This window comes from Mesorhizobium sp. B283B1A, assembly GCF_020165735.1.
In the GTDB taxonomy this organism is placed as follows: Bacteria; Pseudomonadota; Alphaproteobacteria; order Rhizobiales; family Rhizobiaceae; genus Mesorhizobium; species Mesorhizobium opportunistum.
In genome coordinates, this window is the sequence record NZ_JAIUIQ010000022.1 from 42,995 (window position 1) to 56,202 (window position 13,208).

Here is a 13,208-nt window from a genome sequence, read left to right on the forward strand (position 1 = left end):
GGATGCGGTTGAGCCAGGCAGCTCAGAGCCACTCGATGTCGTTGAAGCCGCGCGCGATGTAGCCGCCCTTGGAATAGGCCTCGCCCTCGTAGCCGAAGATCGGCCAGACCTCCTTCTGGTTGTAGAGGCTGACGACGAGGCCGCCGCGAACCGCCTGGAAGAAGGGCGAGTTCTCGATGTCCTTGAGCAGTGCGACCCGCTGCTCTTCCCAGCCAAGCCCGCGGTAGCCGTCCTTGCCGGCCTTCTTGTCGAGGTCGGCGATCCCGTTTTCGATAAGCGCCTTGTGGGCCGAATCCTTGCCGGCCATCTCGTCATGGCCCTTGACGGCGACAGCGTAATATTTGTCCGGAACCTGATCGTGCGGATAGATGTCGCGCGCCACCTGGATCAGCGTCGCCATCGTCTCGGGTTTCAGCGCCGATGTCTCAAGCCCCCAGGCATGTTCGGGGCTGATGACGGCGCTGCCGGAGATGACGAGCATCGCGCCGATGCCGCCGCGTTTGAGAAGCTCGCGCCGTGACAGGCCAGGCTTCCTTTCGTAGCCAGGCTTACTCTCATAGATCGTGACCATAGTTTCCTCCCTGCTTGCTGTTCGCACCCTGAGGTGCCGTTGCTGGCGCCGCGCCGGTTCGCGCGGCGGGTTATCTCCTATTGGAAGCGTCCCCCACGCTGCAGGACCTCGATCTTGTAGCCGTCGGGGTCCTCGATGAAGAAAAAGCGGGCGATGAGTGAACCGTCGCGATCGAACTCTACGATCTTCTTCGGGTTAAGGCCGAGGGCGCCAAGCCGGTCGTGTTCGCTGTCGAGATCGGCGACGGAGACAGCGAGATGACCATAGCCATCGCCGAGCGCATAAGGCTCCTGCCGACCCTTGTTGACGGTCAACTCGACTTCGAAAGGGGTATCGGCGTTGCTGAGGTAAACGAGCGTGAAGGTCTCGAAATCCAGCCGTTGGGCGACATCGAGGCCGAAGGCCTTGTTGTAGAAATCGATGGACCGGATCTCGTCGAGAACCCGGATCATGGTGTGGATCGCCTTCGCCAAATCAGTCTCCGCAGCTTTCATGCTTCGAAGATGATTATGCGCGCCGGCCAGGAAAGGTGGTGGCAGCCGATTACCACGCGTGGGACAGGAAAACGGCTAGTGTCATGCCGTCTCAAGGACGAAAGTCTGATTGCCGTTGTCGGCGGTCCGACCGAAGATGAAATTGCAGGCAGTGTTCAAAAGGCGCCGGCGGCTCCGTCGGCACCCAAGACTAACAAAAACGGGAGGTAACAATGTGCCGAGTCTTTGCCGCGCAGGATCCGGAAGGCTATCGCCAGATCAACCGGTCGATCCGCATCGACGGACATTCGACCAGCATCCAGCTCGAGGCGACGTTCTGGGCCCTGCTCGATGAAATCGCCGAAAGCCAGAACCTGACGACGCCCAAATTCATCTCGAAGCTGTACGACGAGGCCATCGAGATCAACGGCGAAATCCCGAACTTCGCCTCCATGCTGCGGACGACCTGCGCGCTCTATCTGCGCGGCCATCGGCCCGACATGGATGAGCGAATGGCGTTGAAGCGGGAAGCGGCCTAGAGACATTTCAGGAAAGAGTGAAACAGTTTTCCTGGGAAAAGCGCGTAGCGCTTTCCCTTGGGAATTGCGACAAAACAAAGAGTTAGGGCGGTTTTCGGTGAAACCGTGGACCGCTCTGGCGCCCTTCCGCAGCGATTTCGAGCGCCAGCCGGCCCATATCGGCAAAGAGTCCCTGGCGTTCGGAATAGTCGGTCAGTTCGCCGGTAACCAGATTGTCGACGACGGTCAGCAGCGATAACGCCCTCGCTCCGAAATGCGCCGCGATGCGGTAGAGCGCGCTGGTTTCCATGTCCACGGCCAGCGCTCCAAGCGCTCTTGCTTCGGCATAGCGGGCATGCGCTTCAGGATGGTAGAATATGTCGGTACAGGCCGTCAGACCGGCGTGGTGGTCGATGCCCAATTCGGCTGCCTTGGCCAATGCGCAAGCGAGAAGGCCCGCATCCGGACCGGCGTCGTCGTCGTAAAGGCCAAAGACCTGACCGTTCTCGGTATTTTCCGGCCGTGCCCACCGTGAGATCACGAGACTGCGCAGTTTGACCTCCGCGCTCAGACCGCCGCAGGTGCCGGTGCGGATCAATGTTCGGACGCCATAGTAGTCAAGCAATTCATGGGCATAGATCAGGAACGATGAAACACCGATACCCGTCGCCTGAATGCTGACCGGCTGGCCCCGAAACAGACCGGTAAACCCGAGCGAACCCCGCCGGCGGTTGACGCAGCGCGGGGCTTCCAGGAATGTCCGCGCCATCCATTCGGCGCGCTGCGGGTCGCCCGGCAGCAATACCGTATCGGCGTAGTCGCCCCTGTCTGCTTCGATGTGCGGCGTCAACAGCTGCTCCCGAACCCGCCTGCCCTTCACCCGCAATCATGGCGTTGTCAGCGCGTTGCGCAAGGGCAGAGCAGCAGGAGCACCTAATTTACGATTCGAGCACGTCCTTGACGATCGTTGCCAGTTGCTTGAGCGAGAACGGCTTCGGCAGGAACCCGAATTGCGCGTCCGCCGGCAGGTTCCTGGCGAATGCGTCCTCGGCATAGCCGGACACGAAGACGAACTTGATGTCCGGCTGACGCTTGCGCAATTCGCCAAGCAGGGTCGGCCCGTCCATTTCCGGCATCACCACGTCCGAAACGACGATGTCGACCTTGCCGCCAAGCGCTTCGAACACTTCCAGCGCCTCGACCCCCGAGGACGCCTCGTGCACCGTATACCCGCGCGAGGTCAGCGCCCGCATGCCGCCCATGCGCACGGCATCCTCGTCCTCGACCAGCAGCACCGTGGCGGATCCGGACAGGTCCTTGGTGCTGTCGGCCGGTTTGGCCGGCGCCGCGCTCGGCGCTTCACCGGGCTCGCCTGCCGTCTTTGCTTCCGCGATGTGACGCGGCAGGAAGATGCGGAAGGTTGATCCCTTGCCAACTTCGGAATCGCAGAAAATGAAGCCGCCGGTCTGCTTGATGATGCCGTAGACCATCGACAGGCCAAGGCCCGTGCCCTTGCCGACTTCCTTGGTGGTGAAGAACGGCTCGAAGATCTTCTTCAGCACGTCCGGCGCGATGCCGCTGCCGGTGTCCTCGACTTCGACCACGACATAGTCGGCCGCGGTAAGCTCCCGGTAGGGAAAGGTCTTGCATTCCTCGGTAGTGACGTTGCGGGTCCGCACCGTGAGATCGCCGCCGGCCGGCATCGCATCGCGCGCGTTGACCGCCAGGTTGACCACCACCTGCTCGAACTGGCCGATATCGACCTTGACCGGCCACAGGTCGCGGCCGTGGTCGACCTTCAGCTTGATGTCGTTGCCGACCAGGCGGGCAAGCAGCATCCTGAGATCGGCGAGCACATCGGTCAGGTTCAGCACTTCCGGCCGCAGCGTCTGCTTGCGCGAGAATGCCAGCAACTGCCTGACCAGCGAAGCCGCCCGGTTGGCATTCTGCTTGATGTTCATGATGTCGGGGAAGGACGGATCCGACGGCCGGTGATTGGTCAAAAGCAGGTCCGACGCCATGATGATGGCGGTCAGCACATTGTTGAAATCATGCGCGATGCCGCCGGCAAGCTGGCCGACCGCCTGCATCTTCTGGCTTTGCGCCATCTGGCCTTCGAGCGCCTTCTGCTCGGTGGTGTCGACGGCGTAGACGATGGCCGATTCCTCGGCGCCCTCGCCGCCGGTGCCGTCGGCGACGGCATTGACGTAGAAACGGATATGCCGGTCTTCGTTGCCGGGCAGCACGGTGTCGATCGGATCGATGTCGGCCTGCCGTTGCCGGGCCTTCTCGAAGGCGGCGGCAAAGGCCGGCCGGTCGCGCCCGTGGATCACCGTATCGAGCCGCACCCGGCGATCCACGGCATCCCGATCGACGACCGAGGAAAACAGCGACAGGAACGGCGCATTGGTGCGCAGGATGCGCCCGCTGGCATCGACGCCGGCGATCGCCATCGGCGTCGAATTGAAGAACCGGGTGAAGCGCACTTCCGAAGCGCGCAGATCGGCGGAAGCATCCTCGCCCTGCGTGCGGTTGAGCACGATCGTGCGCGTCGGGCCGCCGATACCTTCCCGGCTGGCCGAAACGCGATGCATGAAGCGCACCGGCAGGGCTTCGCCGGTCATCGTCGTCAGGTCGAGATCGATGACGGCGTTGCGTGTCGTGCCGGGATCGGCCTTGACCGAGCGCACCAGCGCCATGCCGTCACCGGCGACGATATCGGGCAAGCTCACCGCGCCAGGCGTGAAGCTGGCGAGATCGATCCCCAGCCATTCGGCGAGCGTGGCGTTGATGTAGGTGACGCGGCCGTCCTGATCGGCGGAGAAGAAGCCGGCCGGGGCGTGGTCGAGATGGTCGATGGCCTTCTGCAGGTCGAGGAAGAAACGCTCCTGCTCGGCCCGCTCCTGCGAAATATCGGCGAGTTGCCAGGCCAGCATGGGCAGCCGCTGGCCCGGAACGCTGAAGGCGCGCGCACGGGCGCGGTACCAGCGGGCGCCCGGTTCGGCGCCGGGCCGGATCGATTGCGCCAGCCGGAATTCCCCGTCGCCGGGCTGGCCGTCGCGCAGGCCGGAGGCCAGCCGGTAGATGGTCACCGAGGCCTCGGGAACATCCGAAAGCAGCCCTTCGACTGTCTTCAGGTCGGCGGCCGACGACGCCCCGGTCATGTCGGCGTAAGCCCGGTTGGCGTAGACGACGCGGCCCTTGGTGTCCGTGACCAGCAGCCCCTGCGACATCGAATCGACGAAGGCCTTGGAGAGTTCGTCGCCGGTCGAGCGAGGCGTGATCTGGACGAAGCCGATCGCGGTCGCGAACAGGAAGCCGACGCCGATCATCGCCAGCACGCCGAGCATGCCGAGCAGGAAGGGATCGCCAAGGCGCTCGCGGAACAGGCCGAAGACGATCGCGGCCCCCGTCAGAACGACGATGAAGATGATGAGCCGGGTGACCGCGCCGGGTCGCGTGTTTTGGTCGACGATCGGTACCGGATAGAAATCGGCTCGCGCTTCCTTGGCCATATGCCCCCTGCTCGTGAAGTCCGACGTTCCGACACCCGCCCCTAATGCATGTCGCCCAAAAATGACTTCGGTTTTGGGAAAACGACCTGCATGAAAACAAGGACCTAAGGCGCGTCGCATGAATCGGCTTCAGCGCGACGCGCTTTAGCCGGTTGAATCACATTCTCCTAGTCCGGAAAAGGCCCGGGCGGCAAATGTCAGATAAAAATGATGCCGACCGGCCTCCCAGTGTTTCAAGCTGTTCACGATGCGTGAAAGGTAACTTGCGGTGGCCAGCCGCAACGGTCTAGTGTCGCCTCACTTTCCAAAACCGACCAGGGGAAACCAATGCAGTGGCTGGATAGCGTGGCGGGCCCCGGTTATGCGGCAGCACTCCTGTGGACCTTCGCCGCGCTGATCCTGCTGGTCATCGTGCTCGTCATCATCAGGCTTGTCCGCAACCTGACCTTCGGAACCTTTGTCGCCGGCGGCCGCAACCGCAAGACGCGGCTGGCCGTCATGGACGCCACCGCCGTCGACAGCCATCGCCGGCTGGTGCTGGTGCGCCGCGACGATATCGAGCACCTGCTTCTGATCGGCGGCCCGACCGATGTCGTCGTCGAACGCGACATTCGCCTTGCCGCGCCGCGCCGTCCGGCGCTGACCGGAGATGGCGGCCTGCAGCCTGTCCCTGCCACCGCGGCCCCGGCAAAACCGCGGCCGCCCCAGCCCGCCCCCGCGCCTCCAAGACAGGCACCGGCGCCGCAGCCGGTGACCGCGGCGATGCCCGCCCGCCCGCGCCCGGCAGCGCCGCCACCGGCGCCCGCACCGAAGCCGGCGACGCAACCCTATCAGTCGACCAATGTCACGCCGCTGCCCGCCTATGGCTCCGCCAACGCCAATGTCGTCAAGCACGCGCCGCCGCCGTCAAGGCAGGACAGCATCGACGACACGCTGATGAGGGAACTCGAGGTTTCGCTCGACCAGCCCCGCTCCGGCGTCCCGGCGGGCAAACCGGCGGCCAAGGCGCCGCAGTCCCTCGACGACGAAATGACCAAGCTTCTGGGCGAACTGTCCAGCCAGAAGAGGTAGCGCGCCTGAGCCGCTTGCCGGTGGGCTGGGCCGATTCGGCGCTGAGTTCTCGATAAAAATGGCCGGTTTCCCGGCCATTTCAACATCGATGTCACTGCACCTCAGCGCGGGAAGTACGGCTCAGTCGTCGCGGTAGACTTTCTCGCGGCGCTCATGCCGTTCCTGCGCTTCGATCGACAATGTCGCGATCGGGCGCGCATCGAGCCGCTTCAGCGCGATCGGCTCGCCGGTTTCCTCGCAATAGCCGTAAGTGCCTTCGTCGATGCGCTGCAGCGCCGAATCGATCTTCGAGATGAGCTTTCGCTGGCGATCGCGGGCCCTGAGCTCGATGGCGCGGTCTGTTTCCGAAGAGGCGCGGTCGGCGAGGTCCGGGTGGTTGGCGTTTTCCTGCTGCAGGATTTCGAGAGTTTCGCGCGCTTCGCGCAGTATGTCAGTTTTCCAGGTGACGAGCTTTTGGCGGAAGTAGGATTTCTGTCGTTCGTTCATGAACGGCTCGTCTTCGGAGGGTACGTAATCGGCGGTAACGATGTCGTTCATTCGACTCACCCAAACAGCCCCAAATTTGGCGCCTATATATTCGCGACCAAACGCCTGCACAAGCGCAATCGGCGACCGACTCACGCAATTGTTAAAGTATCCCGGCGGCCCTCCTTGGGGCGAGATGCCCCTGATTCGATGGAGAAAGTGCGTCAACCCTTTGCCGCGCAGTCTCCTGTGATTCATCGAGCCGAGAACACGAACCATTGTGCGCCAAGCCGTTCTCGTGGCTAATCGCGGTGCGGTTTCGGCTTTCGGCGTCATGGAGGTTGGGTGAGCAGGCTCTATCTGTTACGACACGCCAAGGCCGGTTGGGCGCTGCCCGGCATGCGCGATTTCGATCGCCCGCTCGATGCATCCGGCCGCGCCGATGCCGAGATCATGGGAACGGCCATGCGATCACGGGGCTATGTTCCGGACCTGACGCTGTGCTCCAATGCCAAGCGCGCCAAGGAGACACTCGAGGGCCTGGCCGGCCAGACCGACACCGGCAAGGTTCTGTTTTTCGACACGCTCTACAGCGAGGACGCGGCCGGCTATCTCCGCCTCATCCAGGAGCACGGCGGCTCGGGTTCGCTGCTGGTCATCGGCCACAACCCGATGACGGAGGATCTGGCCATGGCGGTTTCCGGCGACGGCGACGAGACGGCGCGCGCAATGCTCAATCATGGGTTCCCGACCTCGGGCCTGGCGGTGGTGCGTTTCCTCGACGATCTGGCGAAAGCGTCCCAGCACGCGGGCTATCTCGAAGCGTTTCTGACACCGGCCGATCTTTGATCCCGATTTCCGGCGCCATTTCAAAGCTGGGTTCCAGAGCCTATATCGGACGGACCGAAGCCCGAGAGATCACATTTTGGCATCATCGCTGACCACCTTCACCGACGAGGCGAGAATTGCCCTCGATACGCTGTCGGGACGCGCCTCAGGGCTTTTTTCTCCATCGATGCGGTTGGGCGTTACAGGGCTTTCGCGCGCCGGCAAGACGGTGTTCATCTCCGCCCTGGTCCACAATCTGATCCACGGCGGGCGCCTGCCGCTGTTCGAGGCGCAGAAGTCCGGGCGAATCGCGCGCGCCTTCCTCGAAGAACAGCCGGATGACGCCGTGCCGCGCTTCCAGTACGAGGATCACATCGCCGCACTGGTCAACGACCGCGTCTGGCCTGATTCGACGCGCGCCATTTCGGAACTGCGGCTGACCATCGAGTATGAATCGGCCTCCGGCTGGAGCCGCATGTTCTCGTCAGGCAAACTGTCGGTCGACATCGTCGACTACCCCGGAGAATGGTTGCTCGACCTGCCGCTGCTCGGCAAATCCTTCGCCGATTTTTCGCGCGAGGCCATTGAGATGGCCGCTTTGCCGGTGCGCGAGGACCTGTCGCGGGCCTGGCGGGCAATATCTGCCGAGATCGACCCGAATGCCGACGCCGACGAGATGACCGCACGCCGCCTGGCCGAAAGCTTCGCCGCCTATCTCAAGGCCTGCAAGCTCGACGAAAGGGCACTTTCGACCTTGCCGCCCGGCCGCTTCCTGATGCCTGGCGATCTCGAAGGCTCGCCGGCGCTGACCTTCGCGCCGCTGGCCGGCCTCGGCGACAGGCGCCCACGCAGCGGCTCGCTCCATGCCATGATGGAAAGGCGCTACGAGGCCTATAAGACGCATGTCGTCAAACCCTTCTTCCGCGAACACATCACCCGTCTCGACCGCCAGATCGTGCTGATCGACGCCATGCAGGCGCTGAACGCCGGCCCCGGCGCCATGGCCGACCTGGAGCGGGCGGTAACCGAGATTCTGGCCTGTTTCCGTCCCGGGCGGGGCAGTTTCCTCACCGACCTGTTTTCACGGCGCATCGACCGCATCCTGGTCGCGGCGACCAAGGCGGATCACCTGCACCACGAAAGCCATGACCGCTTGCAGGCGATCGTACGTCGCCTGGCCGACCGTGCCGTGGCGCGGGCGAATTTCACCGGCGCCGACGTCGATGTGGTCGCCATGGCGGCGGTGCGCGCGACCCGCGAAGGCACCGTCAAGCATGGCCGCGAGACATTGCCGGTTATCATCGGCACGCCGATCGCCGGCGAGAAGATCAACGGTGAAACGTTCGACGGAAAGACGGAAACTGCTATATTTCCCGGTGATTTACCGAAAAAAATTGATGCGGTGTTCGACGTTTCGGGTCCCGACCACAGGCAGGACTCTGCCGACCCGGCAATCCGTTTTGTCCGGTTCCGTCCGCCAAAACTCGAACGCACTGCCGAAGGCGTCACGCTGTCGCTGCCGCATATCAGGCTCGACCGTGCCTTGCAGTTCCTGATCGGAGACCATCTGGCATGACCGCGCCCCGCAAGCCGGCGGCCTTCCGCATCGAGCCGGAGGCCGCGCCGAGACAACAGACGCCACAGGCGCGCCCGGACGAGCCCTCGCGCAAACCTCGTGCGATGAAGCCCGGCGTCGCGCTGGTCATCCCGGCGGAAGTCGACGTCTTCGACGAACCCGATATCATCGCCGCCGAACCGCCACCGGCGATCGCTCCCAGGAAACGCTCGCTGTTCGGCGGCATTTTCTTCGGCGCCATTGGCGTGCTGGTTTCGCTGGCTGTCGGCCTGTGGACCGACCAGCTCATCCGCGATCTGTTCGCGCGCGCCGAATGGCTGGGCTGGCTGGCCGCCGGCATGGCCGCAGTCGCCGTACTGGCGTTGCTGGTGATACTCATCCGCGAATTCCTGGCGATCGCCCGCCTCGCCGAAGTCGAAAAGCTGCAGAAGCGGGCGCTGGACGCCATCGCCCGCGACGATCCGAAGGCGGCACGGTCGGTGGTCGACGAACTGTCGGCTTTCGTCGCGGCCAAACCCGAGACGGCGGCTGGCCGCCGCGCCCTGACCGAACTGCGCGGCGAGATCATCGATGGCGGCAATCTGGTGCGCCTGGCCGAAGCGGAAATTCTCGGCCCCCTGGACGCCAGGGCCAAGGTGATGATCCTCGAGGCCGCCAAACGCGTCTCGCTGGTGACGGCGGTCAGCCCGCGGGCGCTTGTCGATGTCGCCTATGTCGTCTTCGAGGCCGGGCGCCTCATTCGCCGCCTGTCGGAACTTTATGGCGGGCGGCCGGGAACGCTGGGGTTCTTCCGCCTGGCGCGCAGCGTGCTGGCGCATCTGGCGGTCACCGGCTCGATCGCCGTTGGCGACAGTTTCGTCCAGCAGATCGTCGGCCACGGCCTGGCGGCACGCCTTTCGGCCAAGCTTGGCGAGGGCGTCGTCAACGGCATGATGACGGCGCGCATCGGCATCGCCGCGATGGAGACCGCTCGTCCCCTGCCCTTTAGCGCCGCGAAGCGCCCGGGCCTGGGCGATTTCCTCTCGGCGCTGACATCGTTTGCGACAAGGAAAGGCGCCGAAACCGCCGAGCCCGGCAAACAAGGTTCGAGCATTCGAGATGGTTGACAGATTGCGCTTTCGAACACCGAAAGTGACGAAGCATTAACCAATCTTCTTCATGGTCGAACCGGTTTCAAACAGCCTCTTTGTTGCCGGGTGTCGTCGATGAAAAGCGTAATTCTGTCCAGCATCCTGCCTCTCGCCGCCGCGATCACAGCGGTCGCCGGCATCGCCTCGGGGGCGTCGGCGGCGGAGCCGGACAAACAGTTCTTCCATTCGGCCGAAGGCAAATGGGTTGGCCCGGGCGAGATCGTCGCCGGCAAGTACAAGGGCACGAAATTCAACTGCAGCTTCACCGGCTCGACGCCCGACGGCCAGATGGGCATGACGCTCGACGGCGGCTGCCGGGTCGGCATGTTCACCCAGCAGATGTCGGCCAAGATCGAGCGCAGGGGCCGCGACTACAAGGGTTCCTTCATGGGCGGCGCGGCCGGTTCCGGCCTCGACATTATTGGCGGCAATGTGGTCGATGCCCGCAAAGTGGTCTTCACCATCAACCGAAACCAGCTGCGCGGCGTCATGCAGGCCCGCATTCCCGACGACAATTCGATGACCGTGACCGTTGCCGTCCGCGTCGCCGATCAGCTTGTCCCGGTGATCGGCATGAGCCTGAAACGCGTCGACACCGTCGAAGTCGGTTCCATCGCCCCGAACTGACCATCCTGGATCTTGCCCGAAACAAAAAAGCGGCGACCAACAGGCCGCCGCTCGGTTTTGATCCCATCGAATCAGGCGTTTAGCCCTTGATCGCCACAGTCAACTCGTCATAGGCCTTGCAGGCGTCGGCCAGCGTGGTGGCGCCCTGGTATTTCGTTGTCACCGCCTGCACCTTGGCGGTCAGGTCAGCCGCCTTGGACGGATCCTTGGTGATCGCTTCCTGCAGCGCGGCGGCCATGTCCTGCGCTTTCTTGGTCGCGATCTCCGCCGTGCACTCGGGCGCCTTGGAGCAAGCCGAACCGGCCAGCACCGCCAGGCCGACGGCCACAAACAAAAACTTCTTCATGTCAGTCATCTCCTCAAAAAGGGCGCGACTTGATCGTCGCGCCCTCCAATGGCCGAAGCCGAGCGTCCTTAACCTCTGATTGTGGCAAGAAGCAACGTGGTTGCGGCGTCAACTTGTGTATCGCCCTGCAACATCGCCCTGGTTCGGGATTCGGGGCTGTTCGATCCCCGCCGAAGCCCGTATCTTTGCGCCCTTGTCACACGACTTCACAATCGGAAACGATCCTCGAACGAGCGGAATGACGGCATGGCGGCAGAGGTATCGGGCAGCGATCTGGTCCAGGTGGTGGCGCTGCTCGCCGCCGGCGTCGTCGCCGTTCCCATCTTCAAGCGCATGGGATTGGGCTCGATTCTCGGCTACCTGGCCGCCGGCGTGGTGATCGGACCGTTCGGACTGCGCATCTTTTCCGAATCGGAAGCCATCCTCCATGTCGCCGAACTCGGCGTCGTCATGTTCCTGTTCATCATCGGGCTGGAAATGCAGCCGTCGCGGCTTTGGAGCTTGCGCCGCGAGATTTTCGGGCTCGGCGCGTTTCAGGTCGGGGTCTGCGCGGTCCTGCTGACCGGCGTTGGAATGGCCGGCGGGTTTCCAGTCTCGCAATCCTTCGTCGCCGGCGCCGGATTCGTGCTGACCTCGACGGCAATCGTCATGCAGCTCCTCGAGGAACGCGGTGAGATCGCCTCGCCGAAAGGCCAGCGCATCGTCTCCATCCTGCTGCTGGAAGACCTCGCCATCGTGCCGCTGCTGGCCCTGATCGCGTTCCTGGCGCCCGGCGGCGCCGACACCAGCCTGTCGGAGCGGCTGACAGAGGTCGGTATCGGCATTGCCGCGATCATCGGGCTGGTGGTAGCCGGGCGCTATTTGCTCAACCCCTTCTTCCGCATCCTGGCGGATGCCCGTGCCCGCGAAGTCATGACGGCCGCCGCACTTCTGGTCGTGCTCGGGTCGGCGCTCGCCATGCAGCTCAGCGGCCTGTCGATGGCGATGGGTGCGTTCCTGGCCGGCGTGCTTCTGTCCGAATCGACCTTCCGCCATCAGCTCGAGGCCGACATCGAACCGTTCCGCGGCATCCTGCTCGGCCTGTTCTTCCTCGCGGTCGGCATGTCGCTCGACCTGCATGTGGTGGCCGCGAACTGGAAGCTGATCGCCATCTACGTCGTCGCCTACATGGCAATGAAGGCGTTCGGCATCTATGCCGTCGCCCGCATCCTCAAGACAGGCCATCGCGAAGCGCTGGAACGCGCGGTCTTCATGGCGCAAGGCGGCGAATTCGCCTTCGTTCTCTATTCCGCCGCCGCCGCTGTCGGCATCATCGACAACCAGGCCAATGCGACGCTCACCGCCATTGTCATCATCTCGATGGTGTTGACCCCGCTGGCGATCGTGGCGTTGCGCTACCTGACGCCGCGCGACGAGCAGTCGCTCGATGGGGTCGATGTCGCCGACGGCCTGAGCGGCAGCGTGCTGATCATCGGCTTCGGCCGCTTCGGCCAGATCGCCAGCCAGCCGCTGCTGCTTCGCGGCATCGATGTGTCGATCATCGACAACGACGTCGAGATGATCCAGGCGGCGGCCGACTTCGGTTTCAAGGTCTACTATGGCGATGGCACGCGGCTCGATATCCTGCATGCGGCCGGTGCCGGCCGGGCGCGCGCCGTGCTCATCTGCGTCGACAAGGCCGATGTCGCGGTTCGCATCGCCGAGCTTGTCAAAGCCGAGTTTCCGTTGCTGACCGTATTGGCCCGCGCCTTCGATCGCGGCACGGCACTGCAGCTCATTCGCGTGGGCGTCGACTTCCAGCTGCGCGAGACCTTCGAATCGGCGCTGGTGTTCGGCGGCTCGGCCCTGGAATCGCTCGGCGTGGATCCGGAGGACGTCGCCGAAACGATCGAGGATGTCAGGCGACGCGACACCGACCGTTTCGAAACCCAGCTCGCCGAAGGCATTCGCGCCGGACAGCGTTTCCTCAGGGGCAATATCGGAACGCCGATTCCGACGCCGCTCTCCACGCCGCGTCGTGCCGGCCAGGCCCTCAATGAAGAAACGGCCGGCGTGCTGCACAAATCCGAAACTGCCGATTGAATAGGG

General features: G+C 63.8%; 13 protein-coding genes. 7 read left to right on the plus strand and 6 right to left on the minus strand.

Annotated features, from left to right (window positions below; genetic code table 11):
- Window positions 1–22: 22 nt before the first annotated feature.
- Together LB577_RS19685 and LB577_RS19690 are read right to left on the minus strand one after the other, a co-directional pair.
- Complete coding sequence (locus tag LB577_RS19685) at window positions 23–571, minus strand: gluconate 2-dehydrogenase subunit 3 family protein (protein WP_224687968.1); 549 nt, start codon at window positions 569–571, stop codon at window positions 23–25.
- A 77-nt stretch (window positions 572–648) separates the two neighbouring features.
- The gene (locus LB577_RS19690; RefSeq protein WP_023764833.1) at window positions 649–1,044 is read right to left on the minus strand and encodes a VOC family protein; all 396 of its coding nucleotides are present in this window, start codon (window positions 1,042–1,044) and stop codon (window positions 649–651) included.
- Window positions 1,045–1,277: 233 nt separating this feature from the next.
- On the opposite strand from LB577_RS19690, the gene LB577_RS19695 reads away from it, so the two are divergent.
- Window positions 1,278–1,583, plus strand: a complete 306-nt coding sequence (locus tag LB577_RS19695) for a ribbon-helix-helix domain-containing protein (protein ID WP_013895274.1) — start codon at window positions 1,278–1,280, stop codon at window positions 1,581–1,583.
- A gap of 82 nt (window positions 1,584–1,665) precedes the next feature.
- On the opposite strand, the gene LB577_RS19700 is transcribed toward LB577_RS19695, so the two are convergent.
- Both LB577_RS19700 and cckA read right to left on the minus strand, forming a co-directional pair.
- Window positions 1,666–2,412, minus strand: a complete 747-nt coding sequence (locus LB577_RS19700; protein ID WP_224687969.1) for a DeoD-type purine-nucleoside phosphorylase — start codon at window positions 2,410–2,412, stop codon at window positions 1,666–1,668.
- Window positions 2,413–2,500: 88 nt separating this feature from the next.
- A complete protein-coding gene (gene cckA / locus LB577_RS19705; RefSeq protein ID WP_224687970.1) occupies window positions 2,501–5,077 on the minus strand; it encodes a cell cycle histidine kinase CckA in 2,577 nt (858 codons plus the stop codon).
- A 327-nt stretch (window positions 5,078–5,404) separates the two neighbouring features.
- Here cckA and LB577_RS19710 point away from each other — a divergent pair, with 327 nt between their 5' ends.
- Window positions 5,405–6,148, plus strand: a complete 744-nt coding sequence (locus LB577_RS19710) for a flagellar biosynthetic protein FliO (RefSeq protein ID WP_140569318.1) — start codon at window positions 5,405–5,407, stop codon at window positions 6,146–6,148.
- Between the two features lie 120 nt (window positions 6,149–6,268).
- On the opposite strand, the gene dksA is transcribed toward LB577_RS19710, so the two are convergent.
- The gene (dksA, locus tag LB577_RS19715) at window positions 6,269–6,685 is read right to left on the minus strand and encodes an RNA polymerase-binding protein DksA (protein WP_023769339.1); all 417 of its coding nucleotides are present in this window, start codon (window positions 6,683–6,685) and stop codon (window positions 6,269–6,271) included.
- Between the two features lie 273 nt (window positions 6,686–6,958).
- On the opposite strand from dksA, the gene LB577_RS19720 reads away from it, so the two are divergent.
- The 4 genes from LB577_RS19720 to LB577_RS19735 all read left to right on the plus strand — a co-directional run bounded on the left by LB577_RS19720 (window position 6,959) and on the right by LB577_RS19735 (window position 10,774).
- Window positions 6,959–7,462 (plus strand): SixA phosphatase family protein, encoded by a 504-nt coding sequence (locus LB577_RS19720; RefSeq protein WP_023780829.1) that lies wholly within the window; start codon window positions 6,959–6,961, stop codon window positions 7,460–7,462.
- A gap of 76 nt (window positions 7,463–7,538) precedes the next feature.
- Entirely contained in the window at window positions 7,539–9,017 is a 1,479-nt protein-coding gene (locus tag LB577_RS19725) for a YcjX family protein (RefSeq protein WP_224687971.1), read from the plus strand.
- Window positions 9,014–10,123 (plus strand): YcjF family protein, encoded by a 1,110-nt coding sequence (locus LB577_RS19730; RefSeq protein WP_224687972.1) that lies wholly within the window; start codon window positions 9,014–9,016, stop codon window positions 10,121–10,123. The genes LB577_RS19725 and LB577_RS19730 overlap by 4 nt, the downstream gene beginning before the upstream one ends.
- A gap of 99 nt (window positions 10,124–10,222) precedes the next feature.
- A complete protein-coding gene (locus LB577_RS19735; RefSeq protein WP_023769335.1) occupies window positions 10,223–10,774 on the plus strand; it encodes a hypothetical protein in 552 nt (183 codons plus the stop codon).
- Between the two features lie 79 nt (window positions 10,775–10,853).
- Here LB577_RS19735 and LB577_RS19740 read toward each other — a convergent pair whose 3' ends face one another.
- Window positions 10,854–11,120, minus strand: coding sequence for a hypothetical protein (locus LB577_RS19740; RefSeq protein WP_023769334.1), 267 nt, complete (start codon window positions 11,118–11,120; stop codon window positions 10,854–10,856).
- Window positions 11,121–11,366: 246 nt separating this feature from the next.
- Here LB577_RS19740 and LB577_RS19745 point away from each other — a divergent pair, with 246 nt between their 5' ends.
- Complete coding sequence (locus tag LB577_RS19745) at window positions 11,367–13,202, plus strand: monovalent cation:proton antiporter-2 (CPA2) family protein (protein ID WP_224687973.1); 1,836 nt, start codon at window positions 11,367–11,369, stop codon at window positions 13,200–13,202.
- Window positions 13,203–13,208 lie beyond the last annotated feature (6 nt).

What these genes read in the sequence shown, in the direction of transcription:
- LB577_RS19695 (WP_013895274.1), top strand. Translation starts at nt 1,278, where the DNA reads ATGTGCCGAGTCTTTGCCGCGCAGGATCCGGAAGGCTATCGCCAGATC.
- LB577_RS19710 (WP_140569318.1), top strand. Translation starts at nt 5,405, where the DNA reads ATGCAGTGGCTGGATAGCGTGGCGGGCCCCGGTTATGCGGCAGCACTC.
- dksA (WP_023769339.1), bottom strand. Translation starts at nt 6,685, where the DNA reads ATGAACGACATCGTTACCGCCGATTACGTACCCTCCGAAGACGAGCCG.
- LB577_RS19745 (WP_224687973.1), top strand. Translation starts at nt 11,367, where the DNA reads ATGGCGGCAGAGGTATCGGGCAGCGATCTGGTCCAGGTGGTGGCGCTG.
- LB577_RS19740 (WP_023769334.1), bottom strand. Translation starts at nt 11,120, where the DNA reads ATGAAGAAGTTTTTGTTTGTGGCCGTCGGCCTGGCGGTGCTGGCCGGT.
- LB577_RS19730 (WP_224687972.1), top strand. Translation starts at nt 9,014, where the DNA reads ATGACCGCGCCCCGCAAGCCGGCGGCCTTCCGCATCGAGCCGGAGGCC.
- cckA (WP_224687970.1), bottom strand. Translation starts at nt 5,077, where the DNA reads ATGGCCAAGGAAGCGCGAGCCGATTTCTATCCGGTACCGATCGTCGAC.
- LB577_RS19735 (WP_023769335.1), top strand. Translation starts at nt 10,223, where the DNA reads ATGAAAAGCGTAATTCTGTCCAGCATCCTGCCTCTCGCCGCCGCGATC.
- LB577_RS19685 (WP_224687968.1), bottom strand. Translation starts at nt 571, where the DNA reads ATGGTCACGATCTATGAGAGTAAGCCTGGCTACGAAAGGAAGCCTGGC.